Raw genomic sequence first — 25944 nt, 5'->3', positions numbered from 1 at the left:
TTGATGTCGGTCGGGCAAGAGCCCAAATTCATTTATCTTGCTGCGTCTTTATTCAAATCGTCGAATGTGCGGCCCTCTGCCACAAGCTGTTTCAGCAACGGCGCAGGCTGCCAGAACCAGGCATCTTCGGTGGCGTATCTTTCGATGTCAGCCAGAAGCGCGGGCAAGCCTTGCAGGTCGGCCCATTTCATCGGGCCACCCCAATAGCGCGGGAAACCGTAGCCAAACAGCAGTACCATATCGACGTCGAGAGGCCGCTTGGCGATGCCTTCACCCAGCAGTTTCGCCGCCTCGTTCACCATCGCGGCCATGTAGCGGCGCACAATTTCAGCATCGGTGAAATCGCGCGGGGTGATGCCGCGTTCGGCGCGTTCGGCGTCGATCAGCTCGGGCACTTCAGGGTTCGGCACGCCACCCCGGGTGCCAGCCTCGTAGACATAGAAACCCTTACCGGTCTTCTGGCCGAAATTGCCCGCTTCGCAAATTTTGTCAGGATAGGTCGGCACCCGTTCCTCAGCATGGCGTGTCGCGGCCTTGCGCTTGCGCGTGGCCCAGCCAATGTCGAGCCCGGCAAGGTCGGCCACGGCGAACGGCCCCATCGCAAAACCGAAATCGACCAATGCCTTGTCGATCTGGTAAGGTGAAGCACCATCCAGCACCATATGATCAGCCGCCGTGCGGTAGGTTGCCAGGATCCGGTTGCCGATGAACCCGTCACACACACCTGCCCGAACCGATATCTTGTTCAATGCTTTACCAAGGGCGAACCCCGTCGCCACCACATCCGGCGCGGTCTTCTCGGCGACAACGACTTCGAGAAGTTTCATGACATGGGCCGGAGAAAAGAAATGCAGTCCAATCACACTTTCGGGACGCGACGTGCTGGCGGCAATTTCGTTGATATCAAGATACGAAGTGTTCGAGGCAAGGATCGCATCCGGCTTGCAAACAGCGTCAAGCTTGCCAAACACATCCTTTTTCACCGCCATATCTTCGAATACCGCCTCGATCACCAGATCAACCGACGCAAGGCTGTCATAATTGATCGACACCTCAAGCGCGACCGTCGTCAATGTCTTGAACTGCAACTCCGAGATTTTACCGCGTTTCAGCGCCCCCGACAGGTTGCCCGATATACGCGCGCGCGCAGCTTCGGCGGCGTCCAGCTTCATTTCGATCAACACGACGTTAAAGCCTGCCAGCAACGCAGCAGTAGCAATGCCCGCCCCCATCGTGCCGCCGCCGATAATCCCGATCGATTGCAGCGCGCGTGGCTCTACGCCTTTCAGCTCGGGCAGGTTACCGACGGCGCGTTCCGAAAAGAACGCATGGATCATGCCCTGACGCTGGTCTGTTCTCATGAGGTCCATGAATATTTCGCGTTCGGCCTGCATCCCTTGGTGGAACGGCAATTCGACTGACGCCTGCACAGCGCGGACCGCTTGCGCCGGTGAAATCTGGCCGCGACCTTTTTTCAAGGTCCCGTCGTATGCAGCGTCCCAATCAATTGGGTCCGGTGCCTCCATCTCGCTTATGGGGCGTCGTGGTGCATTCGACGCGACCAGCTTTTCCGCATAGGCCAACCCGACTTCCTCGGGGTCGCCTTCAGTAATCTCGTCAATGATGCCAAGCCTGTCGGCCTCGTCTGCCTTGACTTGGCGACCAGTCGTGACCAGATCGAGCGCAGCGTCCACGCCGATCAAACGCGGGAGCCGCTGTGTCCCACCGGCACCGGGAATCAGACCCAGATGAACCTCGGGCAACCCCACCTTCGCGGAGGGTTGCGCAATGCGGTAATGTGCCGACAACGCGACTTCGAGCCCGCCCCCGAGCGACACACCATGCAGGGATGCGACGACGATCAGTGGCGAATCCTCGATCCGTTTGCACAGGTCAGGAAGAAAGGGCTCAAGCGGGGTTTTGCCAAATTCGGTGATGTCGGCACCTGCGATAAACGCGCGGCCATCGCCTACGATGACCACCGCTTTGACGCCATCATCGGCTTCGGCCCGGTCCATACCCGCCACAAGCCCCTCACGGACAGCATGGGACAGTGCATTGACCGGGGGGTTGCTGATCCGCAGAACGGCAATGTCACCTTTGCGCGTATATCCAATCTTGTCAGTCATTTAGCACATTCCTTGGTCTTGAATTAATCTCGTCGGCTCAGCGCCGGGGTACGGCCCGTGCGGTTTTCCAGCCCGCGCACGACCTCCCTCAGGGCTGGTCCAACCTCGTTTTGGATCCGCAGATCGGACAGATCGTTCGGCATTGCCCCTGACGTAAAAGCGACTGGTTCGCCAAATTCCTCGGCAAAGTAAGGCACGCTGACGGCGTTGATGGTGCTGGCATAACGAGTGCCTTCCAGCGCATAGGCAAAGCCTTGTCCGATCAATTGTGAATATCCCTCCGCGCGGAACCTTCGCATATCCGGTTCGGGCGTCAACTGTTCAAACCGTTCTTCGCTAAGTGACGCCACGACGGCCATGCCAGAAGACGACCCAAAGACAGGGATCCGGTGCCCCGGTTCCAGCCAGATCGTCGACGCGTTTTGTGGTCGCCACGTGCGTACCAGCATCATCTTGGCGTCATCGCGTACCGCGACAAGGGTCAAGGTACCTGTATCATCGGCAAGCTGCTGCATGTCGTCAGATACCAGATCAAGAAAATGCACCGCCACGGATGCCACCGACCCCAACGCAATGGCCGACGGGCCAAGCCGAAACCGGTCGTTGCGTCCGCCGTGGCTGAGATATCCCAGTTCGCACAAGGTATACGTAAGCCGTGACACCGTAGGCTTTGGCAAGCCGGTGCGCTCGGCGATTTGCGCGTGGGTCAGGCCACTGTCGCTGGCCCGAAACACCCGTAACACCGCCAATCCTCTTGCCAGCGTATTTGCAAACTTGCGATCTGCATTTTCGCTGCTCATCGTGCCGCCATCGGGATCAGCAACGATATCATCGGGAACGACATGATCAGGATCAGCACGATGATATCGACGCTCAGGAAACGCGTGATTCCTGCAAAAATCTTGTCGATAGGTGCGTCCTTGCCAACCACGTTGGCGATGACGAAAACATTCAACCCGACCGGCGGCGTGATCAACCCGATCTCCAACAGCTTGATCACCACGACACCGAACCATATCAGGTTCAGGTCGTAACTTTCGACCAACGGGATCATCAGCGGCAATGTCAGCACCATGATCCCGATAGGATCAAGGAACATGCCAAGTAGCAAGTAGATTGCGGCAATTGCCAGCATCAGTACAACCACCGACAGTTCGGCCTGCGCCACGACGTTGACGATCATCGGGGCGACATTGGTCAGCGCGATGAATGCCACAAAGATCTTGGCCCCCGCCGCGATGAAAAAGATCGCCGAGGTCTGGATGCAGGTTTCCTTCACCGCGTGCCACAGCCCCTGCAACGTCAGTTTGCGCTGCGCGAATCCGATCAAGGTAGCAGCAACGACGCAAACCGCAGCGGCTTCGGTGGCGGTGAAAATACCGCCGTAGATGCCGCCGATGATTAAAACGAACAGCAAAACCGCGGGCCAGCTTTCCGCCGCCGCGCGCAATCTCTCCGATGTCGCATAGCGTGTTGCGGTCGATGGCGCGATTTCAGGCGAGCGCCAGACCCAGACAGCAATCACCAGAATGAAGCCCGCCAGCGTCAAAAGCCCCGGCAAAACCCCCGCCAAAAACAGCGACGAGATCGACGTTTCGGTGAAGATGCCGTAGATGATGAACAGCACGGACGGCGGGATCAACGACCCCAGCGTGCCGCCTGCCGCGACCGAAGCAGTTGCCAGACGCGGGTCATACCCCATGCGCAGCATCTCGGGCGTACAGATCTTCCCCATGGTCGAGGCACAGGCGATAGAGCTGCCGGTAATGGCCGAAAACCCGCCGCAGCCCATCACGCTTGCCATAGCCACACCGCCGGGCAAGCGCGTGAGCCAGACCTTGGCCGCGTGGTAAATCTTGGTCGTGATATCCGCGCGATAGGCGATGTGCCCCAATGCGACAAACAGCGGTATCATCGACAGATCATATGAATGGATCAAATCGAAAGAGTTCGAGAAAACCATCGACGTGGTGGCGCGGATCGCACGTTCGGGCATAAATGTGCCGGTGCGAAACGCAAAGATAAAGAACGTCGCAATAGTCGCGACGCTGGCCAGTGCAAATGCAATCGGCACCCGCAAGGCAAGCAGTAACAGAACCGCGCCGAACGCGATCAGACCAATGGTTGACGCATCCATTACAGCACCTCGTTTTCGGCAAGAAGCTCGATGGTGTGATCTTGTTCATCGGATACGACGCCACCGGACAGAATGGTGCGAATATCACGGATGGCCAGTTCTGCCAGCCGCAGCCAGCATGAGGTGATACCAATAACAAACAGCAACCGCCCCGGCCACTTGGGCAGGTTCAAATCACCGTAGAAAAAGCTACCCTTTTCCCAGACACTCAGAAATTCACGGGTACCGGCATAGATCAGGGCGGCCAAGGCGATCATCCCCATGACCGACCCCAATACTATCGACCAGGATCGCAACCGTGGCGAAAACCGGTCCGAGATGAACGCGACACTGACATGCGCGCGATTTGCGGTCGCAGCGGCCAAAGGCAACAGAATGGCCGCAACCATCAACTCTCGGACCATCGTGACGCTGTCTGGCACACTGGACGCAAACACCGCCCGTGCGACCACGTTGGTAGTGATCAATATACCCAGCAGAATGACCGCGGCAGCGCCCAACCCCAACAGGATTTTCTCAAGTGGTACCAACATGGCCCCGGCTCCTCCCAAAGCTGTGTCTTAGTTGTTTTTCGCGGCCCAAGGGTACCCGTTGGTGTCACGTTGAGCAGTGTATTTGGCGATCAGCGCCTGATAGTCATCCAGCAACTTCTGGCCGGGAAGGCCGGTTGCATTTGCTGTTTCCACCCATTCGGCCAGGAATTTCTGGCCTGCATCGACCAACTTCGCACGCTCGGCATCCGGCAGCTCGACCACCTCGACGCCCTGCTCTTTCATGGCAGCAATCGCGTTGTCGTTGGCCGCAGTAATCATCCGCCCAAACTCATCGGACATATCCTCACCTGTCGCCATCAACACCTGTTGCTGATCGGTGGTCAGGCTATCGAACATGTCTTTGTTCATGAAGATGCCAAGCCCGCCGACCTGTCCCCAGTTAAGCAGGGTATAATTGTCCATCACCTCGGCCTGCTTCAGCGCCGCTACCGCATATGAATAGCCCTGACTGCAATCAATCAATCCGGTATCCAGCCCTTGATAGGCGTCATAGATGGACATGTTTACCATGTTCGCACCTTCATCGCCAAAGACCTTGCCGTAGGCACCGACGCCACGCACTTTCTTGCCAGAAATGTCAGAAACCGATCGAATCGCATCGCCCTTGCAGCCGATGTTCACCTGGCTGGTGGTCCAAGTGCCTATATATACAAGATTTTTTTCAGCGAGGTTTTCAGCGATTTCGGGGCTTGTGCGCATCAATTCATCTGTCGCGCGCATACCCACCCAGGCATCAGGGTTGTTAACGGGCAAATCTGCGATGCCATAGCCAGCCATTTCCTGCGGGTAATATACGGCAATCACGGACCCCATGTCGGCAACGCCGTCGCCGATGGACTGCACTGCGGCGTTGGATTTGAACAGCGCACCACCCCACTGGATGTCCAGACGCAGATCATTTTCGGATCGCTCGGCGACCTGATCGGCAAACCACTGCAACGCGTTGGCACGCGCGCCTCGGTTGGGGCCAGCCTCGCCGTGGATTAGCACTGTTTCAGCGCCAGCGACCGACGCGGCAAATCCGAATACAGCGGCGACCGCCAGGTTTCTAAGATGGGTCATGAATCCCTCCCAAGGATTGTTTCACTATGCGAAATATCGTTTCATTATATCTCGCCGCACCCTAGGGATGGAAATTTTAAGCTGCAAGCAAAACTTGGGGCAGTACCGAAATAACAGCACTGCCCCAACAATTAATCATTATTTACATATACTTAGAGGATTGAAATTTAACCTATTGCCGCTGGTAGATGAAACACCTGCCTGGAACGGCATCTTTCGGAAGGGCGATTTCCTGCAAATTTTCGAAATACATTTTGTCGCTTGATACCATCACACCGCCCATGGCCAGTAGCGGTTCAACCAACGGTGAAATGGCCTTGGCAAACGCATCGTTTTTTTCAAGGTTGTGACCGCCGAGGTCGGCGTGGATCAGTCCTGCGGTCGCACCGAACCGTGAAAGTGCAGCAGGCAGGGTATCGTACACGTCCCCAAGGATAAGCCTGTCGTCGGCGGGGGTGCTGTCGGGGTTTGACGCAACGGCCCGTTCAAACACGAAAATATCGCGGTCGGGCATAATTTCACGGATATGATGATACGTTCGGCCATTACCAAGCCCCAATTCGAACACTGGGCCTGGCTGGTCTTTTGTCAATTCGGCAGCATGGTTCAGGCAAGCCCGCTGCGAAACCATACGGTTGATGAAAATATCTAGGCGGCTCATTTGCTGCTCCTTTTTTTGCACGACAAGCTTGATAGATGGGGATTGCACCTGACAATGTGAAGCGAAACGGGACTTTAACATGGGACCCCTAGACGCTGTGGGTTTTTTCGGCTTCACTCCGGCACGACGTGTTCTTTCTGTCACCCCCGGAGTCTCATGACCGCGCTTTTACATGTAAACGACCTGTCCATCGGATTTGGTAAAGATGCACCTGTGGTGGATAGGGTAAGTTTTTCGGTAAATGCCGGTGAAACGCTGGCCTTGGTTGGGGAAAGCGGCTCGGGTAAAACGCTGACGTGCCGATCAGTGCTCCGGGTGCTGCCCGAGGCGGCGCAGTTGCGTGGTGGCTCTGTGCAGTTTGCCAGCCAAGGGCAGACGGTAGATCTCATGAATCTGCCGGAAAAAGCCATGCGAGCGATACGCGGCGACAGGATTTCGATGATCTTCCAGGAGCCTATGCGCTCGCTTTCGCCTCTCCACCGTTTGGGAAACCAGGTGGCAGAAGTCTTGTGGCTGCACCGAAACATGGGGCGCGCCGAAGCAAAGCGCGTGGTGCTTGAAGAGTTTCGCGAGGTTGGATTTGCCAACCCCGAGCAGGTGTGGAACAGCTATCCGTTTGAAATGTCGGGCGGCATGCGCCAGCGCGCGATGATCGCGATGGCGATGGTTGCCAAACCGGATTTGCTGATTGCGGACGAACCCACGACCGCGTTGGATGTGACCACTCAGGCCCAAGTGCTGGGTCTGATCCGAACGCTTCAGGCAGACACCGGAATGGCTGTGATACTGGTCACGCACGATCTGGGCGTCGTTGCCAATATGGCACAGCATGTCGTTGTTATGCACAAGGGCCGCGTGATGGAACGGGGCTTGGCACGTGACATCCTGAGGGCCCCGGCCCACCCCTATACGGCAAAGCTTTTCGCAGCGGCACCGACGATACCAAAGGTGGCGGCACCTGCGCGGCCATCCAATGATCAGGATATCATCCTGAGCTTAAAGGACGTATCGAAAACCTATACGATGCGGGCCGCAGGCTGGCGCAAACCCGTCGCCGTGCCCGCCTGCCAGCACATCGACCTGCAACTTGCGCGCGGCAAGACGCTGGCCATTGTCGGCGAAAGCGGGTCGGGCAAAACCACCTGCGCCCGGATCGCCATCGGGGCTGAACCCCCTGACACCTGGGGCGAGGTGTTGTTTCGTCCGGCGACGGGGGCACCCCCCCTGCCCGTTCACACAATGACCGGCACCGAGCGGAGCGCATTTCAGCGCCAGGCGCAAATGGTCTTTCAAGATCCGTATTCATCGCTAAGCCCACGCATGCGGGTGCAAGAGGCATTGACTGAACCGATGGAGATACACGGCATCGGATCTGCCGGTGATCGGCGTGACAAAGCTGCGGAAATGCTGCGTTGGGTCGGATTGAGCCCTGACATGCTGCGGCGGTTTCCACACGCTTTTTCCGGCGGGCAACGCCAACGTCTGTCAATCGCGCGTGCCCTGACATTGGACCCGAAACTGTTGATATGCGATGAACCGACTTCGGCTTTGGATGTTTCTGTCCAGGAACAGATTTTGTCGCTGCTCGAAGATATTCGAGAGCGCGCAAACCTGAGCTATCTGTTTATCAGTCATGACCTCGCTGTCGTTGCACGTATTGCGGATGAAGTCGCCGTGATGCGCCGCGGCGTAATCGTCGAACAGGCCGCGCCCGACACGTTGTTTTACAATCCCCAGCACCCCTACACCCGTGCCTTGATCGCCGCGCAGCCCGAACCGGATATCAGTCGCCCAATTGACCTGGACCTGGTGGCCAAGGGGGCCGGCTCTCCTGCGCTTTGGCCGGAAAGCTTTCGTTTCACAGATGACAATCCCCCCGCCCTACGAGAGATGGAGCCCGGTCATATGGTGCGTTGCCATGCATAGACCGGTTTTGATGGCATTTGTCATGATCGCAACGCTCGTGGCGCTGCCGTTACGGGCGCAGTCAATTCCTTCGGAGGTTCACGAAAGCACGTTCTGGGCGCAGGAAGTCGACAACGGGAATATGCCACCGATCGAACAGCGCCTGCCGAAACAGCCGCTGGTCGTCGACCTAGAGGCAAAGGGGCGCAGTTTCGGGGCCCAGGGCGGGACTTTGCGGACGTTGATTTCGCGGTCCAAGGATGTACGCCAGATGGTGGTTCACGGGTATGCGAGACTGGTAGGCTATCAACCCGATTACTCGATTGCCCCGGATATCCTGGCCTCTGTCGACATCGAGGAAGATCGGAAGTTCACGTTGCATCTGCGGCCCGGTCACCGTTGGTCTGACGGTGCCCCGTTCACGTCAGCCGATTTTGAATACTGGTGGAAATACGTCGCAAACGATCCCGATGTAACGCCAAGCGGCCCGCCTGACTTCATGATAGTCGACAACAAGCTGGGCAAGGTCAGCTTTCCAGATCCGGAAACCGTCGTGTTCGAATGGGAGATACCAAACCCCAACTTTCTGCCTTTACTCGCGCAGGCCAGCCCGCCGTTTATCTATCGACCCGCGCATTACCTATCGCAATTTCATGTAAAATTTGCCGATCCGGATGAACTGTTGGAGGAAGTCAAAGAGGCCCGGGTCAATAGCTGGGCGGCGCTGCACAACAAACGCGACAGCATGTATAAATACGACAACCCCGCCCTGCCAACGTTGCAGCCCTGGATCAATACGTCGGACAATGACAGCTCGCGCCTGTTGTTTGTGCGTAATCCGTATTACCACCGCATCGACAGCAAAGGTGTGCAACTGCCCTATATCGATGTGGTCGAAATGACCGTTGTCGGCGGCGGACTTATCGCCGCCAAAGCCAATGCCGGCGAAGTCGATCTTCAGGCACGGGGATTGGATTTTCCCGATATCTCGATCCTCAAGAAGGGGGAGTTCGACGGAGGAAATTACCGCACCTTGCTGTGGGCGAATGGCGCGGCCAGCCAGATAGCCATTTACCCAAACCTCAATTTTGCTGACCCGGTGTGGCGTAAGGTAATGCGCGACATCCGTTTCCGCCACGCCCTGAGCCTGGGCATCGACCGCCGCATGATCAACCGGGTCCTGTACTTCGGGTTAGCGATGGAGGGCGGCATGACGGCGCTCCCTCAAAGTCCCCTGTATCGGGAAGACAACATGAAGGCTTGGGCTAATTTCGATATCGACCGCGCCAACGCGTTGCTCGACGAAATGGGCCTGACCGATCGCACCCCGTCGGGGCTTCGCAAGCTACCCGATGGCCGTCCGATGGAGTTCGTGATCGAAACTTCGGGGGAACGAAGCGAAGAGGAAAACGCCCTGACGATCATTACCGATACATGGCGCGAACTTGGCATTCGCTTAATCATGCGCCCCTTGGACAGGGACATCCTGCGCAATCGGATCTACGCCGGAACCACGATGGCTTCGGTCTGGTTTGGATGGGACAACGGCATACCGCGATCCTCCACTTCGCCGATGTATCTGGCACCCACCAACCAGGAATTCTTTGCCTGGCCGATGTGGGGGCAGTATTATCAGACATTGGGCCAAAACGGTTATGCGCCCGACATGCAGCCCGCAAAGCGGTTGATGCTGCTGGCCAACGATTGGAACCACACACAAAACCCCGAGCAACGCCTGGAAATTTGGCAAAAGATGCTTGCCATCCACGCCCAAGAGCAATTCGGGATCGGCATCATCTCGGAGGCACCGCAACCGATAGTGGTGTCAAAGCGGCTCCGGAATGTTCCGGATGAAGGTATCTGGGCGTTCGACCCCGGCGCCCATTTCGGCATTCATCGCATTGACGAATTCTATTTCGACGACCCACATGTACAGGTAGGCAGATGATCTTTCTTAAATATGCAGTGTGGCGATTTTTCACGATGCTGCTAACCCTTTGGGTCGTCTCCATTTTGGTGTTCGTCATCATCAATCTGCCCCCTGGTGACTACCTCTCGAACCAGATCGCCGAACTGCGTGCGACCGGTCAAGCCGAAGGTGTGGCAAAGGCCGAGTTCTTGCGCCACGAATACGCGCTCGATCAGCCTTTGTGGAAACAATACATGATCTGGGCCGGCATCGCCCAAGGGCCTCAGGGCTATTCCGGACTGGTACAAGGGAACTTTGGATGGTCGTTCGAATTTGACCGCCCGGTCAGCGAAATCGTGGGCAGCGCACTGTGGATGACGGTGCTGGTCAATCTTGCGGCGGTCCTTTTCGTCTATCTGATAGCGCTTCCTCTTGGCGTGCTGGCGGCTGCCAAATCGGAAACCTGGGTTGACTATTCCGCAGGGTTTCTGGGCTATCTGGGCTTGGCCACCCCGAACTTTCTTTTGGCACTGATCCTGTTTTACTATGGCCACAAATACTTTGGCTTGCCCATCGGCGGTCTGATGGCCCCCGAATTGGAAGGCTATCCGATGTCATGGGAGAAGGTGCAGTCGGTGCTGCTGCATCTGATTGTGCCCACTTTCGTCATCGGCACTGCCGGAGCCGCCGCGATGATGCAACGCTTGCGGGCAAACATGCTTGATGAGTTGGGTAAGCCCTATGTGGAAACCGCCAAGGCCAAGGGGCTGGCCCCGGCCAGGTTGCTGGTAAAGTATCCGTTGCGCATGGCGTTCAATCCGTTCGTTGCCGACATCGGCAACCTGCTTCCGGCGATGGTCTCGGGCTCGGTTCTCGTGTCAGTTGTTCTCGGGCTCCAGACCATAGGCCCGTATCTGCTGACGGCATTGAAATCCCAGGACCAGTTTCTGGCGGCCTTCATCTTGATGTTTGTCGCACTGCTTACCCTGATCGGCACGATGATCTCAGACATGCTGCTGGTCTTGCTTGATCCCAGAATTCGCTATGGGGCCAGAGGCACGTGAGTATCCAACCTGATAACCGCTTTGTCGATGTGGCACCCTGGACCGATGACGCGGACCATTTAGGACCCGAACGCTCCGACAGGGATGTGTCAGTCGCACGTCTGATGTGGCGCAAATTCCGCCGTCACAAGCTGGCGTTGATCTCAGGGTTGTTCCTTGCCTTTTGGTATCTGCTTCTGCCGGTGGCTGGGTTTATCGCGCCGTATACGCCGAACCAGCGCGATGCCGAGCATCTTTATGCCCCTCCCCAAAGCATCAACTTTTGGCACCAGGGCGAATTTATCGGCCCCTATGTATATGAAACGACCGGCGAGGCTGATTTGGTCAATTTCCGCTGGGTCTACGAGACAGACACCACCTCGCCTCGAAAGTTGGAATTTTTCTGTGAGGGTCAGCCATATAACCTGTTTGGGCTGATCCGGTCAGTTACGCATTTGTTCTGTGCTCCCGAAGGTGCCACCGTGTTTCTGTGGGGGTCGGACCGTTTGGGCCGGGACGTGTTCAGCCGTATCCTGTTTGGCGCGCAGCTTTCATTGACCGTGGGCCTGATCGGGATCACCGTCAGCTTTGTTCTAGGCATATTTTTTGGCTCAATCGCGGGCTATTTTGGCGGCAAGACCGACTGGGTCATCAATCGGATGATCGAGATTCTGCGGTCGCTTCCCGAACTGCCCCTCTGGCTGGCACTTTCCGCCGCGGTTCCATCCAACTGGAGCCCGGTGGCCGTGTTCTTTGTCATCTCCATCATTCTCGGCATTCTGGACTGGCCGGGGCTGGCGCGGGCTGTGCGCTCCAAATTTCTTAGCCTTCGCGAAGAAGAATACGTCAAGGCGGCCGAGATGATGGGTGCCAAGCCATCGCGGGTCATTCGCAAGCATTTACTGCCCAACTTCATGTCGCATCTGATTGCGAGCGCGACATTGTCGATACCTGCGATGATCCTGGGTGAAACGGCGCTAAGCTTTCTGGGGCTGGGGTTGCGCGCCCCTGCGGTCAGTTGGGGCGTGATGCTGAACGACGCGCAAAATCTGGCAAGTATCGAAATTTATTGGTGGACCGCCATTCCGATGCTGCCGATTATCGTCGTCGTGTTGGCGTTCAACTTTCTGGGCGACGGGCTGCGAGCCAGCCTTGATCCCTACAAGACATAGCACCTGCGCCGGAGTCGGGAAACCGGCGCAGGTGCAGACCGGGCTTAGTACCAATCGCCCATTTTGACTTCGATGCCACTGGCCACCTTGCGGGCAAAGTCAGCCGGGTCCTGAGTACCACCGTCACGCCCGCGATAGTGATACGGATAGACGAAGGACGGCTTGAATTCGGACACGGCGGCGGCGGCTGCATCAGTGTCCATCGTGAACGGCAAGTTCATGCACACAAAAGCCAGATCAATGTTTTCGAGCGCACGCATTTCCGGGGTCCCCTCTGTGTCGCCCGATATATAGACGCGAAAATCTGGCAGGTTCACCACATACCCGTTATCTCGTCCCTGAGGGTGAAACTTCTTGCGATCTTCTGTGGTGTTATAGGCGGGGATCGCCTCGATCGGGATATCCTTGAACGTGGCTGTTTCACCGTTTGCCACCTTGCTGGCTTTTGTCTTCAGCGCATCGGGCAGCATGTCATAGACGGCAGGGTTCGTGATAATCTGCGTTGTATCACCGATCACACCATTCAACGTATCCACGTTGAAATGGTCTCCATGCTCGTGCGTAATGAGGATCAGATCAGGCTTGGCAAAATCCGAATAATTTGCAACGTCGCCTACCGGATCGGCATAAATGACGCCTGTCGGCGTTTCCATGACGAACGACGCATGATCCACGGGGTGCACGGTGGTTTTCGCATCACCTGCCATGAAAACATTGCTGGCATGCGCGGCGGCCTGAGCGGCGTAGGGCAGCATCGTTACCACACCTGCGGTCGCGGTAGAGCTTATCAGAAATTGGCGTCGGGACTGAAGCATGTGTCGTCTCCTTGTTGATTAGGTCGCGTTTTTGATTAGGTCGTGTTGTATCTACTGCCGAAGTAGCGCGGAACGGCCCCATATCAACAAGCCGATCCTCCGATCGGTCGGTGGTCGCCTAGCGATCATCTCCATTCTGTTCAGGTTGTTCCTGCAAGTCGTCTTGCATTGACGCGTGTGCGGCGGCGGTAACCGCTTTGCGTTCCTCATCGTTCAGATCTTCGACTTTACCGTCCGCCAGACGCACCGTTACCTCGCGGTGGGCAAAGCGGATCCCCTCGCGTTCAAACAGTGCGCGTATCTCTTCATAGACCTTCTTGCGGACCAGCCATTGATCCCCCGGCTTGGTCATGAATTTAACCCGGATGATCATCGCGGAATCCTGCATCTCAATGACACCCTGAAACTTCAGCGGTTGGATGAAGTTATCCCCGATCACCGGATCATCAAGCAGTTCGACACCTAGCTTCTTGATCAACTTGCGGACCTTTTCCACATCCGTGTCATAGGTCACACGCAAAGGGAGCTTCATGATCACCCAATCGCGGCTGTAGTTGGTCATGACCTGCAATTCACCGAACGGAATAGTATGCAAGGCCCCCAGATGATGACGCAATTGAAATGACCGCACCGAGATCTTCTCGACCGTGCCTTTCACCCCGCCCACGTCAAGGTATTCACCCTTTCGAAACGCATCATCGAACAAAAAGAACGCGCCCGCGAAAATGTCCCGGACCAGCGCCTGCGACCCAAAGCCGACCGCGACACCAACAATCCCTGCGCCCGCGAACAGCGGCCCGACGTTGACGCCAAACTCCATCAGAACGATCAACACGATGGTTACCACCACCACGATAAGGACAAAGTTGCGAAACAGCGGCAACAAGGTGGCAAGCCGGCTGGCAGAAGATGCCCCGCTGCCTTCATCGCCCAACTCGGCTTCTGGCTGGTCGCCCACCTCGGCTTCGATCTTGGTGTCGATCCATATGCGGAACGCATGATAGATCACGTATCCGATGAAGATGATCACCAAGACATCAAGCAGCCGGTCAGCATAGCTTTCCAGCATCAGCGCGCTTTCGTTATCCCAGATAAAAAAGAACGCATAGGCCCCCGCGACGAACGCCAATATCCCGGCAACTCGTCGCGCCAATGCCTCAAAGGAATTCATCGTGCGGCGGGGGATCATCTGACTGCGCGCCTGTTCTTCCTCCAGCGCCAGGCGCTGCGCCTGTTCGCTGTCATGCGCGCCGCCATCGGCCTGCGCAGACGCTAATGGCTCTTGCTCTTGTGCGTGACGTGCCTCACGGAGTTCGTTGATCCGACGCACCATTCGCGCGCGGGCAAAACCGCGTTCGATCCCGAAATTTATGATACCGTAAACCACGATGATTGAGACAAGGATACCGTAAGCCCCGGCGATAAGCGGGATGGAGCTTGGGTTGGCCAACACCAGATCATAGGTCAGTTCGACCCAGGCAAAAATCACATAGAAGATCACCAGCGGAACCCACGTACGCGACAGCACTCGTGTCACCGCGCTACTTTCGGCAATCGGTTTGCCGTGACGCAATGCGTTTGAAATCGCGCTTCGATTGACGATCACCATGACAATATTGATCAGCACGATAACAGCCGACAGCAAGGACGAGATGAAGGCATAGACATCATAGTTCAGCCCCAGCTCGCCGATCCAGATGCCGAACAGGATCGCACAGGCATCGAAACTGGCCAGCACCCATAGCCAACGGTGCAGCCGTCTGGCGTCGCGGTCGCTCAGGACCGGGATGCGGTACTGAGGGAGATACGGCGACAGGATCATGCGCCATAACCCGGCGACGAACCGGCTCACGAAATAGCCGATATTGATCAAGGTGACGGTGAATTGCACTGCCGTATCTTCAAGCGGGCCGAAAAACAGCGCGCCCAGTACATAGGCAACTGCCATCGACACCAAGATGCCTAGCACCCCCATGAAAAAGCGGAAGACCAGGAACGGCATTTTTTCGCTGTACCCAACCGGGTGGTCCATCACCTTGGACGTGACGAACTTGCGCGCGATCCGCTTGCCGAAGATTTCGCGCTCTACCACCGCACCAACAGCGAACAAAATCAACGCAATCAACAGCGTCCTGCCGAAAGCCCAAATCGTGCCGTCGGGGCTGGCGGCTCGCAGGATATAAAGCACTTCGTTTATCGCGACGGGAAGCTGCACGATACGCTCGATCAGCGCGGCTCTGAACCGGTTCGTGCGCTCTTGAAATTGCATCAGCGGGGAATGAGCCTGCATTGCCTCGGGACTGTCCATCGGTCCCTGCCCGTGGGCTTGCGCCGGGGCCGCATCCAGTTGGTTCAACAACTGCCCGTTTTGGTCGATGACCACCACGCCCACGCCGCTTTCCGCGGCTTGTTTGATGATGTCTTTTATCCTGGTGTCGTCCTGGTTGCGCGTTTCCTGGCCCGATGGCAACAGCGACAAGAGACCTTGAGCATCGCCGGAAATCGGTAGCGCACCCCAGAAAACCGACATCAAAAATATAAGTAAAAACTGTCGCACGATGCCCCGCTGATGGCCGGTAAAGCCTGTGCTGACGCTAAGCCAGGCTTCCAGTTATTGCAATCTTGGTGAACCGTCCCCACCTAGAGCGTTCATGCCGCATTACCCGAGGTTTTGCCGGTTCGCTCACCACCTTGACAACACGCCAACACACGCCGCGATGCATGCCCTCCACACGTCCCAACACTCGCAATATCTGTCCCTTTTCCAATGAGGGGCCAGTGGAGTGGCGGACACCGCAAAATGCGGGGTTCGCTATGGTCACAGTCCCCTGCACGGGCATTTTGTCTGTCTTATGTGCGGTTCTCTTTGACATTAAAGGCGTATTTCGCAAAACAGGAACCAACCTGCGGCTGTAGGCGAAAGAAAATTAGTTAGGATCGGCCCATGCCCGACACGGCCCCGACATACCTCCGTGAAAAAAAGCCTGCCCGGCGGGTGATTTTTTATAGCCATGACACCTTTGGGCTGGGGCACCTGCGACGGTCGCGAGCATTGGCGGCAGCGCTCATGGACGGCGATGAAAAGGCGTCGGCGATTATTCTGACCGGATCGCCGGTCGCGGGGCGGTTTACCTTTCCCCGTGGGGTGGACCATATTCGCCTGCCCGGTGTCACCAAGCTGGCCGATGGCAGTTACGTGTCGCACACGCTTGGGCTTGATATAGACGAGGTCACTTCGCTTCGCGCCGGGTTGATCAAAACTGCGATCGAACAGTTTGCGCCCGATCTGTTGATTGTTGACAAGGAACCGACCGGTTTCCGGGGTGAACTGTTGCCCAGTCTTGAATGGCTGCGCGATACCGGCAAGGCCAAGACGGTTCTGGGACTACGCGATGTTTTGGATGAACCCGAGGTGCTGGCTACGGAATGGGAGCGCAAAGGTGCCGTTGCCGCGACAGAAGAGTTTTACGACGAAATCTGGGTTTACGGCGTACATGATGTGTATGATCCAACCAAGGGATTGCCCTTATCGGATAGTGTGCGCGACCGGATGCACTGGACAGGGTATTTGCGACGCGAAGCAACTGACGAGAACGAGGTACCCGACGAACCCTATATCCTGATCACCCCCGGCGGCGGCGGTGACGGTGCCGCGATGGTGTCACTTGTACTTGATGCTTATGAACAAGACCCCGAACTGACCCCGAACGCCAAGTTGATCTATGGCCCGTTTCTGTCGGGCGAGGTGCGTGATGCCTTCGATGAAAGGGTCGAAAAGCTGAACGGGCGGGTGACTGCACTGGGCTTTGATAGCCGTATTGAATCGCTGTATGTGGGGGCCCAAGGGGTTATCTGTATGGGCGGGTACAATACGTTCTGCGAGGTGCTTTCATTCGACAAGCGTGCCGTGATCGTTCCACGGACCGTACCGCGTCTTGAACAGTGGATAAGGGCCAGCCGCGCCGAAGAACTCGGTCTGGTACGCATGCTTGATGAAACCCGCGACGGCATGACCCCCGAAGCGATGATTGCAGCGATCCGCAACCTACCGCAGCAACGCAAACCGTCCGAAGCCGGGGCCGATGGCCTGCTCGACGGGCTAGATGTCGTCGTGGAACGCGGTCGCGCGCTTATGGATCAGGTCTCATGACTGATGCCCCTCTCGCCGTGGTGGTCAAAGGCTGGCCGCGCCTGTCTGAAACCTTTATCGCGCAGGAACTTGTCGCGCTAGAGCAAGCCGGTCTGCGCTTTGACATCTGGTCGCTTCGTCATCCCACCGACCAGAAGACCCATCCCTTGCATGACCGGCTAAAGGCCCGGGTGCGATATTTGCCTGAATATCTGCGTGACGCGCCTGAACGCGTCGCCGCCGCACAGAAAGCAGCGCAGACCATGCCGGGTTATGACGCCGCGCTGGACATTTTTGAACGCGATCTCGCGCGCGATGATACACCAAACCGCCGCCGGCGTTTTGGTCAGGCCTGTGTAATGGCACATGAACTGCCGCCCGGTACCCTGGGTATTTACGCGCACTTTCTGCACACGCCGTCGTCGGTTGCACGATACGCCGCCATTTTGCGCGGCTTGGAATGGAGCTTTTCAGCCCATGCCAAAGACATCTGGACCTCACCCGAGTGGGAATTGCGCGAAAAGCTTGATCCTGCTCGCCACGGGGCCGCATTCGGGGCAACCTGCACTGGCTTCGGGGCACGACACCTGCAAGATTTGGCTGAAGATCCGGGGCGTATCGACTTGGTTTATCATGGTTTGGATCTGGGTCGCTTTCCGGCTCCACCTTCACGCGCGCTGCGCCGTGTGAACGACAGCTTCCGTATGATGTCGGTGGGCCGCATGGTCGAAAAGAAAGGCTTTGATAACCTGATCGACGCATTGGCATTGCTGCCAGCCGCTCTGGATTGGCATTGGACACATATCGGCGGCGGCGACCTTTCTCAGGCCATGAAGGCTCGTGCCCAAGCGCTTGGCATAAGCGGTCGGATCACCTGGCGCGGTGCATGTGATCAGCCCGAAGTCATCGACGCCATGCGTGCCGCTGATTTGTTTGTTCTGCCCTCGCGCATCGCGCAAGACGGTGACCGCGACGGGTTACCGAATGTGTTGATGGAAGCGGCCAGCCAAAAGCTCCCCATCCTGAGCACACCAGTATCTGCCATCCCCGAGTTCATTATTAGCGGCCAGAGTGGCGTGCTGAGCGATGATGCCCCCGAAGCTTTAGCCGCCGCGGTTCAAAGGTTCGCCACCGATCCGACGCTTGGTCCCAAGCTGGCCGAGGCCGCATTCAGCCGCCTGAAGGCTGATTTCACGATGGCCCCTGGCATCGCCCAATTGCGGGCGCGGCTTACAGCTATGTTAAGCCGCGCAGGCTGATGCAGCTAGCGTTCTACGCGCCGCTGAAAGACCCAGGCCATCCGGTACCCTCGGGCGAACGGACGATGGCACGGTCCCTGATCGCGGCACTTGAATGGGGCGGTACCACCGTCACGTTGGCCAGCACCCTGCGCAGCCGTGACGGTGTCGGCGATCGACATGTCCAGCGGCTCGTGCTGGACCAAGCGCAAACCGAAATAAGCCGGCTTGTGCCGCAAGGGCGTCTGGAACGCTGGCAGGCCTGGGTGACCTATCATAATTATTACAAGGCCCCTGACCTGATAGGGCCCCAGGTGGCACAGCGCTTGGGTATTCCGTATCTGCTGATCGAGACAAGCCGCGCTCGTTCGCGGCTCACGGGTCCGTGGTCGCAATTTGCCGAGGCCGCCGAAAGGGCGAGCGATGCGGCCAACGTCATATTCTACCTGACCCAACATGACGCCGAAGCCATCGAACGGGATAGACCTGACGCGCAACACCTTATCCATCTTCCGCCGTTTCTCGCCCACGAGACCCTGCCAGCGCCTTCATCGGGCGACGGTCCCATGCTCGCTGCGGGTATGTTGCGGCACGGCGACAAGTTCGAATCCTACAAGATCATCGCCGAAACGCTCGCCACGCTTCCTCCGCATGGCTGGTCGCTGAACATCGCAGGCGACGGCCCTGCCCGTCCCGAAGTCGAAGCCCTGATGTCCGCTTTCGGCCCGGCGGTGACTTTTCTTGGCCAATTGGACAGGGCGTCAATGGCAAGGGCCTATCGCGATGCCTCGCTGTTTTTCTGGCCCGGCGTGAACGAAGCTTTCGGCCTGGTCTATCTTGAGGCGCAGGCTTCGGGCCTACCGGTGGTCGCGCAGAACCGCCCCGGCGTCTGCGACGTCTTGGCACGCGCGGCCCCTTCGGCCCCTCACCAGGGCGTAGCCCCTCTGGCTGCCCAGATTACCGAGCTTTTGACAGACACGCGATTGCGGACACGACGCGGCGCTGAGGCCCGCCGTCATATCGCGGCCCATCACCTGTTGCCAACCGCGGCCCGGACCCTTCAGGCAGGGCTGGCTGCGTGCGGGGTTCTGCCGTGATCCGACTTGCGTTACTACGCCACGGGCACACGGGTTGGAACCGCTTGGGGCGTATCCAGGGACGTACAGATATCGCACTGGATGAAGAGGCCCGCGCGCAGCTTGCCGGGTTAGGTCTGCCTACGCCCTGGGATCAGGCCGATATCGTTGCCAGCCCGTTGTCGCGGGCGGTTGAGACCGCGAAACTTGTCTCGGGTCGCACACCCGAGACGTCGCCAGCGTTGATGGAAATGGATTGGGGGACATGGGAAGGCAAGCGTGGAGTCGACTTGATCGCCGACCCGTCAAGCGGATTTCGTGATATAGAATACTGGGGCTGGCACTTTCGACCGCCCGGTGGCGACAGCCCCGATATCCTGCGCCGTCGATTATTGCCTTGGGTCGCAAGCTTGAGCCGCGATACAGTGGCAATCTGCCATATCGGGGTGATGCGGGTCTTGCTTGCCCACGCTACCGGTTGGGGCTTCGACGGGCCCGCACCCTTTCAGATCAAACGCAACCGATTATATCTATTGGAAATCTCGCCTTCCGGCTGGCGTGCCATACCTGAACCGATAAGACTGGAACCCCGTCCATGAAGGTCTCAATTGTCGTCACACATCTTTTGGGAACAGGTCATCTGGCCCGTGCCCTGACCTTGGCTCGCGCCTTTGTTGCTGGGGGTCACTCCGCGACTGTCATTTCGGGTGGCATGCATGCGCCCCATCTTGATGGCGAAGGAGTGGAACAGGTGCAGTTACCACCGCTGAGGTCGGACGGGGCGGATTTCGCGCAATTGCTGGATCAGTCAGGTCACATCGCCGGCGATGCGATATTTTCGGCGCGAAGCGCCATGTTGGCCGAACACGTTCAAACCGCCCAACCTGATGTTTTGATAACCGAGCTGTTTCCATTCGGCCGCCGAACCCTCACTGCTGAATTCGTGGCACTTCTTGAGGCTGCCCATAGGCTGCCCCGTCGACCGCTGATTTGTGCGTCGATCCGTGACATCCTTGCCCCGCCTTCCAAGCCCGCAAAAGCAGACCGCACGGACGATCTGGTCGAAAGGTTCTATGACACCGTGCTGGTTCACGCCGATGCAGACGTCACCCCCCTCTCGCTCAGCTGGCCGGTGTCCGACAGGCTTGTCGGCAAGTTGCACTATACTGGCTATGTCGCGCCACCGCCGCCGTTGCCACACCCCGGCAGGCAGGGCCAAAGCGAAATTATCGTCAGCGCCGGCGGTGGCGACGTCGGAGCAAAGGTGTTTGACACGTGCCTTGCCGCAGCCAAGCGTGATCCGAAGCGCCGCTGGCGATTACTGTTGGGAGGCCGCGATGCAGCCACCAAAAGTGCGCGGCTCATGCGCACCGCCCCGGCAAATATCACGATTGAACCGGCACGCCCCGATTTCCGGCAAATGCTGTATCATGCTGCCGCCTCGGTTTCGCTTTGTGGCTACAACACTGCGCTCGATGTGCTGCAAAGCGGCGTTCGCGCGGTCTTCATCCCCTTTGATGCCGGCAACGAAGTGGAACAGGGTCTGCGCGCCGACGCATTGGCGGAATTGACGGGAATAGCAGTCCTGCGCAACGCAGAGCTTACACCGGATGCATTGCTCGGCGCACTTGACCGCGTTGTGTCTGACACCCCCCGCGCCCCCAGAACCACGGGCTTTGACGGGGCAATCGAAACCGTGCGTTGGACTGAAACCATGCGAAAGGCCATGCAATGAACATTGACTGGACCCCCCTTCGCGCGGAGCTGTCCCAATGGCGCAATCAGGACCTACCGTTAGCGATCTGGTGGCGCGATGACGATGCGGTCGCACCGACCCCCGCGCTGGACCGCCTGGCCGCGCTGGCAGAGGATCTGACCCTGCCCGTTCATATTGCGGTAATTCCAAAAGCCGCTGACCCGTCTTTGCCGTTATTCACGCGCAACAACGACATGATCGTGCCGCTGGTTCATGGCTGGCAACATGTCAGCCATGCGCCGCAAGGGGCCAAGAACGCCGAATTCGGACATCCCCGAGAAGGCGCTGGACTTGAGCTGGCAGAGGCGTTGCAGCGGATGCACGACCTGTTCGGCAAGGGTTTGCTGCCGATATTCGTACCGCCGTGGAACCGTCTAGATCCGGCTTTGTTACCCAAATTGGCGCAAACGGGCTATGTGGGCGTTTCGACATATCTGCCGCGCGACAGAAGACAGGCAGCACCGGGTCTGGTGCAGATAAACACGCATATCGATCCGATATTCTGGCGTGGGGATCGGGGTTTGGTACCACCAGAAGACCAGATTGCGCATATAGTTCGGCTGTTACAGGATCGGCGATCAGGGAAGTCCGACGCCACCGAACCTCTGGGGTTTCTGACCCATCATCTGGTTCACAACGAGGATATCTGGAATTTTACCCGTGCGTGCCTCAAGACCTTTCTGGATGCAGGTGCATTGCCCGCACATCTGCACGACCTGCCCTGAAGCGACGCCCGAAAACCTAAGGACGCCCGCGTCTGCGATACGGATATGGCAGATACGATCAGTGTCGATCCGCTCAGCCGCGCTTAGCCATCCATCTTGAGCGCGGAAATGAACGCTTCCTGGGGAATATCCACCTTGCCGAACTGGCGCATCTTCTTTTTACCGGCCTTCTGCTTGTCCAGCAGCTTGCGTTTGCGCGATGCGTCACCGCCATAGCATTTCGCGGTCACGTCCTTGCGCATCGCGCTCAGTGTTTCGCGCGCGATCACCTTGCCGCCGATGGCCGCCTGGATCGGAATCTTGAACATGTGGCGCGGGATCAGGTCTTTTAGCTTTTCGACCATCGCGCGGCCCCGCGATTCCGCGCGGTCGCGGTGCACCATCGTGGAAAGCGCATCGACGGGTTCGTCGTTCACAAGAATCGACATCTTGACCAGATTGTCTTCTCGGTATCCGATCATCTGATAGTCAAAGGAAGCGTAACCCTTGGTAACGGACTTCAGGCGGTCATAGAAATCAAACACCACTTCGTTCAATGGCAGGTCATAGACCACCATCGCGCGGCTTCCCGCATAGGTCAGATCCATCTGAATGCCGCGGCGGTCCTGACACAGCTTCAACACGTCGCCCAGATAATCATCCGGCACCAGTATCGTCGCCTTGATGCGGGGTTCTTCGATGTGATCCACGAACGTCAGGTCAACCATGTCGGCAGGGTTGTGCAGCTGCGTGACCGTTCCGTCTTTCATGTGGATATCGTAAATAACAGACGGGGCCGTGGTGATCAGGTCGATGTCATATTCGCGCTCGATCCGGTCGCGGATAACCTCGAGGTGTAGCAAACCCAGAAACCCGCAGCGGAAACCGAAACCAAGCGCGGCCGAGGTTTCCATTTCAAAGCTGAACGACGCATCATTCAGCGCCAGCTTCTCGATGCTGTCGCGCAGGTCTTCGAATTCGGCGGCATCTACGGGAAACAGGCCACAGAAAACCACCGGCTGCGCAGGCTTGAAGCCCGGCAGCGCTTTTTCGCACCCCTTTTTCTCGTGGGTGATGGTATCGCCGACGCGGGTATCGCGGACCTGCTTGATCGACGCAGTCAAAAACCCGATTTCGCCCGGGTTCAGTGAATCAATCTCGGTCATCGCGGGACGAAAAACGCCGATCCGGTCGACGTGATGCACGGACCCGTTTTGCATCATGCGGATGCGGTCGCCCTTTTTCAGCTGACCGTCCATAATCCGTACAAGGACGATAACACCCAGATAGCTGTCGTACCACGAATCCACCAACATCGCTTTCAGCGGTGCGTCCAAGCTACCCTTGGGTGCTGGCAGACGGTGCACGATCGCCTCAAGCGTTTCAACAATTCCCTGCCCGGTTTTGGCGGATACCCGAATGGCCTCGGATGCGTCGATGCCGATTACATCCTCGATCTGCTCGGCCACGCGGTCGCAATCGCTAGCTGGCAAGTCGATCTTGTTGAGAACCGGCACAATTTCATGGTCCGCGTCCAACGCATGATAGACGTTTGCAAGCGTTTGCGCCTCGACGCCTTGGGTCGAATCGACAACCAGCAACGACCCTTCGACGGCGCGCATAGACCGTGATACCTCGTAGGCAAAGTCCACGTGACCCGGCGTGTCGATCAGGTTAAGAATATATTCCTCGCCATTTTTCGCGGTGTAGTTGATCCGCACGGTCTGGGCTTTGATCGTGATTCCACGTTCACGCTCAATATCCATCGAGTCGAGCATTTGCTCTTTCATATCGCGTAGCGAAACCGTGTTGGTCTCTTGGATCAGGCGATCGGCGAGCGTGGATTTACCATGGTCGATATGCGCGACGATGGAGAAATTGCGGATGTGTGAAAGTGGTGTCATGGGAAAACGATATGGTGCGCTTTTCTGATTTGGTCAATGGGCGGAACAGTGTTGTACGGGGTTGATGAGAGTGTTTGTGCGCAAAGGCCGCCGATTGTTGCCGGCCGACCCGCATTTCTGCTGATATCGTTCGGCCGGGGAAGGTAGAACGCCATGGACAGCGGCTTGAACACGGTGGCAGGGCTTTGCATTCGTGAATTGCCCCAGCACGCGATTTCCGGCATAACGCGTACAGCAGTACGGGCACAATCAGGGGAAACCTGATGCCCGATATCGGTTAGTGAGGCATAAATAATGATCAAAAATTTGACGATGATGTTTGCGCTTGGCGCGCTGGCGGCGTGTGGCGGACCCAGAGGGTACAACCCAAGCGGCGGCTTCGGCTCTGGGGCTGTCTTGTTCGCCCAGGGACCATTGAACACCGCTTGCATGCAATCAGGGCGCAAAGAGGCCAGCAGCGCAAGATGTGGCTGCATTCAGGCCGTCGCGGACCGTGAGCTTTCAAACAGACATCAACAGCTCGGCATCAAGGTTTTTCAGGACCCCCACATTCTTCAAGAGGCGCGGCAGTCTGACAATGCGAACGACAATTCGTTCTGGGCTGCTTGGAAAGCATTCGGCCAGACCTCGGCCACGCTGTGTTCGGCCACCTAAGCAGATACGTGCACTGCCCGCCCCACCCGAGGCCTGCGCGACGAGCGGGCCCGAACGGTCGCGTCAACTAGATGAACCAGGCCTTACGTCTGGGGACGGGTGGGTTCGCCGAACCGGTCGATCAGACGGTCTTTGATCTGGTCACGGGCGGCGCGGTATTGGGCCAACTTGGCCTCTCGGGTTTCACCCAAACCAGTAGGGTCCAGGATGGGCCAGTATTCCACAATCAGATGATAATATCGGGTCAGTTCAAGCGCGCGGCGTTGGCTGGCCGGGCTCAGCGCAATAACCAAGTCGAACGAACTTAGATCGTCACCCCAGTTTTCCATTTCGTCAAAGCTACGAGAGCGGTGCCGTGACAGTTCCACATTCAGTTCCTGGCAGACCGCGATGGAAAAGCCGTCGATCTCCATATCGTTCATCACACCGACTGACTGGACATAGGTGCCTGTGCCATAGAATTTCTTCATCAAGCCTTCGGCCATCGGGGACCGCACTGCGTTGTGATCACAGCAAAACAGCACCGATTGGGGCAGCGTTTCTATCATCTATCCGCCGTAATGCAGGACGCATATCAATGTGAATAACCGTCGCGCTGTGTCCGAATCGATTTCAGCTTTACCTTCCAGGCGTTCCTGAAGAACCCGAGATCCTTCATTGTGTATGCCGCGCCTGGCCATATCAATGGTTTCGATCTGGGCCGGGGCCGATTTCTTGACGGCCTCGAAATATGATTCACAAATTTGAAAATAGTCTTTCACGACTTGCCGGAATGGCCCCAGCGACAGGTGAAATTCAGCGGCCTTTTCGGCATTTTCTGTATTTACGTCGAACACCAGCCGCTTGTCACGGATCGACAAGCCCAGATGATACGGCCCTTGGGGTATCGGTCTGTCGTCGCGGCTTGGTATGGAAAAAACGTTGGCTTCCAGCAGATCGAACATCGCGACCTTGCGCTCCTGTTCGATTTCGGGCGTGGGTGGTGGAAGGTTCGCATCGTCTAGTACGATATGCGTAATCCGGGACATGTGGGGTCTCAATTCATCTGTTAATTCCATCGACCTTAAACCCCGAAACAGGGTTGATCAATCAGGCT

The 25944-nt window shown here is 57.4% G+C and carries 22 protein-coding genes; 11 read left to right on the top strand and 11 right to left on the bottom strand.

All coding sequences use genetic code 11. The annotated features are described in order from the left end of the window. Positions 1–32: 32 nt before the first annotated feature. From AC13DE_RS06855 to AC13DE_RS06830, 6 genes are all read right to left on the bottom strand, one after another. A complete protein-coding gene (locus AC13DE_RS06855; RefSeq protein WP_483047457.1) occupies positions 33–2129 on the bottom strand; it encodes a 3-hydroxyacyl-CoA dehydrogenase NAD-binding domain-containing protein in 2097 nt (698 codons plus the stop codon). 23 nt (positions 2130–2152) lie between these two features. Next, a complete protein-coding gene (locus AC13DE_RS06850; protein ID WP_446295697.1) occupies positions 2153–2929 on the bottom strand; it encodes an IclR family transcriptional regulator in 777 nt (258 codons plus the stop codon). Next, positions 2926–4266 carry a TRAP transporter large permease gene (locus tag AC13DE_RS06845; RefSeq protein WP_446313465.1) on the bottom strand — a complete coding sequence of 447 codons (1341 nt, stop codon included), beginning with the start codon at positions 4264–4266 and terminating at the stop codon, positions 2926–2928. Before AC13DE_RS06845 ends, AC13DE_RS06850 begins: the two co-directional genes overlap by 4 nt. Then, positions 4266–4799: a TRAP transporter small permease gene (locus tag AC13DE_RS06840; protein ID WP_483047456.1), complete on the bottom strand. Its 534-nt coding sequence runs from the start codon at positions 4797–4799 to the stop codon at positions 4266–4268. The genes AC13DE_RS06845 and AC13DE_RS06840 overlap by 1 nt, the downstream gene beginning before the upstream one ends. 27 nt (positions 4800–4826) lie before the next feature. Further along, positions 4827–5882 (bottom strand): C4-dicarboxylate TRAP transporter substrate-binding protein, encoded by a 1056-nt coding sequence (locus AC13DE_RS06835; RefSeq protein ID WP_483047455.1) that lies wholly within the window; start codon positions 5880–5882, stop codon positions 4827–4829. Positions 5883–6054: 172 nt separating this feature from the next. Continuing rightward, positions 6055–6543, bottom strand: a complete 489-nt coding sequence (locus tag AC13DE_RS06830) for a class I SAM-dependent methyltransferase (RefSeq protein WP_446295693.1) — start codon at positions 6541–6543, stop codon at positions 6055–6057. A gap of 156 nt (positions 6544–6699) precedes the next feature. Here AC13DE_RS06830 and AC13DE_RS06825 point away from each other — a divergent pair, with 156 nt between their 5' ends. Genes AC13DE_RS06825 through AC13DE_RS06810 form a run of 4 tightly spaced genes read left to right on the top strand, consistent with a single transcriptional unit; the run spans position 6700 to position 12572 of the window. After that, positions 6700–8469, top strand: a complete 1770-nt coding sequence (locus AC13DE_RS06825) for an ABC transporter ATP-binding protein (RefSeq protein WP_483047454.1) — start codon at positions 6700–6702, stop codon at positions 8467–8469. After that, positions 8462–10396, top strand: a complete 1935-nt coding sequence (locus tag AC13DE_RS06820; protein ID WP_483047453.1) for an ABC transporter substrate-binding protein — start codon at positions 8462–8464, stop codon at positions 10394–10396. Before AC13DE_RS06825 ends, AC13DE_RS06820 begins: the two co-directional genes overlap by 8 nt. Next, positions 10393–11421: an ABC transporter permease gene (locus AC13DE_RS06815; RefSeq protein WP_446295690.1), complete on the top strand. Its 1029-nt coding sequence runs from the start codon at positions 10393–10395 to the stop codon at positions 11419–11421. The genes AC13DE_RS06820 and AC13DE_RS06815 overlap by 4 nt, the downstream gene beginning before the upstream one ends. Then, positions 11418–12572 (top strand): ABC transporter permease, encoded by a 1155-nt coding sequence (locus tag AC13DE_RS06810; RefSeq protein ID WP_483047452.1) that lies wholly within the window; start codon positions 11418–11420, stop codon positions 12570–12572. The genes AC13DE_RS06815 and AC13DE_RS06810 overlap by 4 nt, the downstream gene beginning before the upstream one ends. A gap of 44 nt (positions 12573–12616) precedes the next feature. Here the strand turns inward: AC13DE_RS06810 and AC13DE_RS06805 are convergent, their stop codons facing one another. Together AC13DE_RS06805 and AC13DE_RS06800 are read right to left on the bottom strand one after the other, a co-directional pair. Further along, the gene (locus AC13DE_RS06805; RefSeq protein ID WP_483047451.1) at positions 12617–13387 is read right to left on the bottom strand and encodes an MBL fold metallo-hydrolase; all 771 of its coding nucleotides are present in this window, start codon (positions 13385–13387) and stop codon (positions 12617–12619) included. 118 nt (positions 13388–13505) lie between these two features. Beyond that, positions 13506–15917 carry a mechanosensitive ion channel family protein gene (locus AC13DE_RS06800; RefSeq protein WP_483047482.1) on the bottom strand — a complete coding sequence of 804 codons (2412 nt, stop codon included), beginning with the start codon at positions 15915–15917 and terminating at the stop codon, positions 13506–13508. Between the two features lie 414 nt (positions 15918–16331). Here AC13DE_RS06800 and AC13DE_RS06795 point away from each other — a divergent pair, with 414 nt between their 5' ends. From AC13DE_RS06795 to AC13DE_RS06770, 6 genes are read left to right on the top strand one after another with little or no spacing between them, the layout of a single operon-like run. Further along, positions 16332–17537 (top strand): glycosyltransferase family protein, encoded by a 1206-nt coding sequence (locus tag AC13DE_RS06795; protein WP_446295687.1) that lies wholly within the window; start codon positions 16332–16334, stop codon positions 17535–17537. Continuing rightward, entirely contained in the window at positions 17534–18775 is a 1242-nt protein-coding gene (locus AC13DE_RS06790) for a glycosyltransferase family 4 protein (protein WP_483047450.1), read from the top strand. Before AC13DE_RS06795 ends, AC13DE_RS06790 begins: the two co-directional genes overlap by 4 nt. Beyond that, positions 18775–19851: a glycosyltransferase family 4 protein gene (locus AC13DE_RS06785; RefSeq protein WP_483047449.1), complete on the top strand. Its 1077-nt coding sequence runs from the start codon at positions 18775–18777 to the stop codon at positions 19849–19851. Before AC13DE_RS06790 ends, AC13DE_RS06785 begins: the two co-directional genes overlap by 1 nt. Further along, complete coding sequence (locus AC13DE_RS06780) at positions 19848–20429, top strand: histidine phosphatase family protein (protein WP_483047448.1); 582 nt, start codon at positions 19848–19850, stop codon at positions 20427–20429. The genes AC13DE_RS06785 and AC13DE_RS06780 overlap by 4 nt, the downstream gene beginning before the upstream one ends. After that, a complete protein-coding gene (locus AC13DE_RS06775; RefSeq protein ID WP_483047447.1) occupies positions 20426–21565 on the top strand; it encodes a glycosyltransferase family protein in 1140 nt (379 codons plus the stop codon). Before AC13DE_RS06780 ends, AC13DE_RS06775 begins: the two co-directional genes overlap by 4 nt. Further along, positions 21562–22311 carry a polysaccharide deacetylase family protein gene (locus AC13DE_RS06770; RefSeq protein WP_446313479.1) on the top strand — a complete coding sequence of 250 codons (750 nt, stop codon included), beginning with the start codon at positions 21562–21564 and terminating at the stop codon, positions 22309–22311. Before AC13DE_RS06775 ends, AC13DE_RS06770 begins: the two co-directional genes overlap by 4 nt. Positions 22312–22394: 83 nt before the next feature. Here AC13DE_RS06770 and lepA read toward each other — a convergent pair whose 3' ends face one another. Continuing rightward, on the bottom strand, positions 22395–24194 hold the full coding sequence (lepA, locus tag AC13DE_RS06765; RefSeq protein ID WP_483047446.1) for a translation elongation factor 4: 1800 nt from the start codon (positions 24192–24194) through the stop codon (positions 22395–22397). Between the two features lie 294 nt (positions 24195–24488). Here lepA and AC13DE_RS06760 point away from each other — a divergent pair, with 294 nt between their 5' ends. Further along, on the top strand, positions 24489–24848 hold the full coding sequence (locus AC13DE_RS06760; RefSeq protein ID WP_446295680.1) for a hypothetical protein: 360 nt from the start codon (positions 24489–24491) through the stop codon (positions 24846–24848). A gap of 83 nt (positions 24849–24931) precedes the next feature. Here the strand turns inward: AC13DE_RS06760 and AC13DE_RS06755 are convergent, their stop codons facing one another. Beyond that, entirely contained in the window at positions 24932–25396 is a 465-nt protein-coding gene (locus AC13DE_RS06755; RefSeq protein WP_446295679.1) for an arsenate-mycothiol transferase ArsC, read from the bottom strand. Further along, positions 25397–25876 carry a UPF0262 family protein gene (locus AC13DE_RS06750; RefSeq protein WP_446295678.1) on the bottom strand — a complete coding sequence of 160 codons (480 nt, stop codon included), beginning with the start codon at positions 25874–25876 and terminating at the stop codon, positions 25397–25399. Positions 25877–25944: the final 68 nt, after the last annotated feature.

Source organism: Sulfitobacter sp. L-8 (assembly GCF_056859255.1).
This window is presented reverse-complemented; position numbering and strand designations above follow the sequence as displayed.

Coding starts and splice junctions, on each gene's coding strand:
- AC13DE_RS06855 (WP_483047457.1), bottom strand. CDS start 2,129: ATGACTGACAAGATTGGATATACGCGCAAAGGTGACATTGCCGTTCTG.
- AC13DE_RS06850 (WP_446295697.1), bottom strand. CDS start 2,929: ATGAGCAGCGAAAATGCAGATCGCAAGTTTGCAAATACGCTGGCAAGA.
- AC13DE_RS06845 (WP_446313465.1), bottom strand. CDS start 4,266: ATGGATGCGTCAACCATTGGTCTGATCGCGTTCGGCGCGGTTCTGTTA.
- AC13DE_RS06840 (WP_483047456.1), bottom strand. CDS start 4,799: ATGTTGGTACCACTTGAGAAAATCCTGTTGGGGTTGGGCGCTGCCGCG.
- AC13DE_RS06835 (WP_483047455.1), bottom strand. CDS start 5,882: ATGACCCATCTTAGAAACCTGGCGGTCGCCGCTGTATTCGGATTTGCC.
- AC13DE_RS06830 (WP_446295693.1), bottom strand. CDS start 6,543: ATGAGCCGCCTAGATATTTTCATCAACCGTATGGTTTCGCAGCGGGCT.
- AC13DE_RS06825 (WP_483047454.1), top strand. CDS start 6,700: ATGACCGCGCTTTTACATGTAAACGACCTGTCCATCGGATTTGGTAAA.
- AC13DE_RS06820 (WP_483047453.1), top strand. CDS start 8,462: ATGCATAGACCGGTTTTGATGGCATTTGTCATGATCGCAACGCTCGTG.
- AC13DE_RS06815 (WP_446295690.1), top strand. CDS start 10,393: ATGATCTTTCTTAAATATGCAGTGTGGCGATTTTTCACGATGCTGCTA.
- AC13DE_RS06805 (WP_483047451.1), bottom strand. CDS start 13,387: ATGCTTCAGTCCCGACGCCAATTTCTGATAAGCTCTACCGCGACCGCA.
- AC13DE_RS06800 (WP_483047482.1), bottom strand. CDS start 15,917: ATGTCGGTTTTCTGGGGTGCGCTACCGATTTCCGGCGATGCTCAAGGT.
- AC13DE_RS06795 (WP_446295687.1), top strand. CDS start 16,332: ATGCCCGACACGGCCCCGACATACCTCCGTGAAAAAAAGCCTGCCCGG.
- AC13DE_RS06790 (WP_483047450.1), top strand. CDS start 17,534: ATGACTGATGCCCCTCTCGCCGTGGTGGTCAAAGGCTGGCCGCGCCTG.
- AC13DE_RS06785 (WP_483047449.1), top strand. CDS start 18,775: ATGCAGCTAGCGTTCTACGCGCCGCTGAAAGACCCAGGCCATCCGGTA.
- AC13DE_RS06775 (WP_483047447.1), top strand. CDS start 20,426: ATGAAGGTCTCAATTGTCGTCACACATCTTTTGGGAACAGGTCATCTG.
- AC13DE_RS06770 (WP_446313479.1), top strand. CDS start 21,562: ATGAACATTGACTGGACCCCCCTTCGCGCGGAGCTGTCCCAATGGCGC.
- lepA (WP_483047446.1), bottom strand. CDS start 24,194: ATGACACCACTTTCACACATCCGCAATTTCTCCATCGTCGCGCATATC.
- AC13DE_RS06760 (WP_446295680.1), top strand. CDS start 24,489: ATGATCAAAAATTTGACGATGATGTTTGCGCTTGGCGCGCTGGCGGCG.
- AC13DE_RS06755 (WP_446295679.1), bottom strand. CDS start 25,396: ATGATAGAAACGCTGCCCCAATCGGTGCTGTTTTGCTGTGATCACAAC.
- AC13DE_RS06750 (WP_446295678.1), bottom strand. CDS start 25,876: ATGTCCCGGATTACGCATATCGTACTAGACGATGCGAACCTTCCACCA.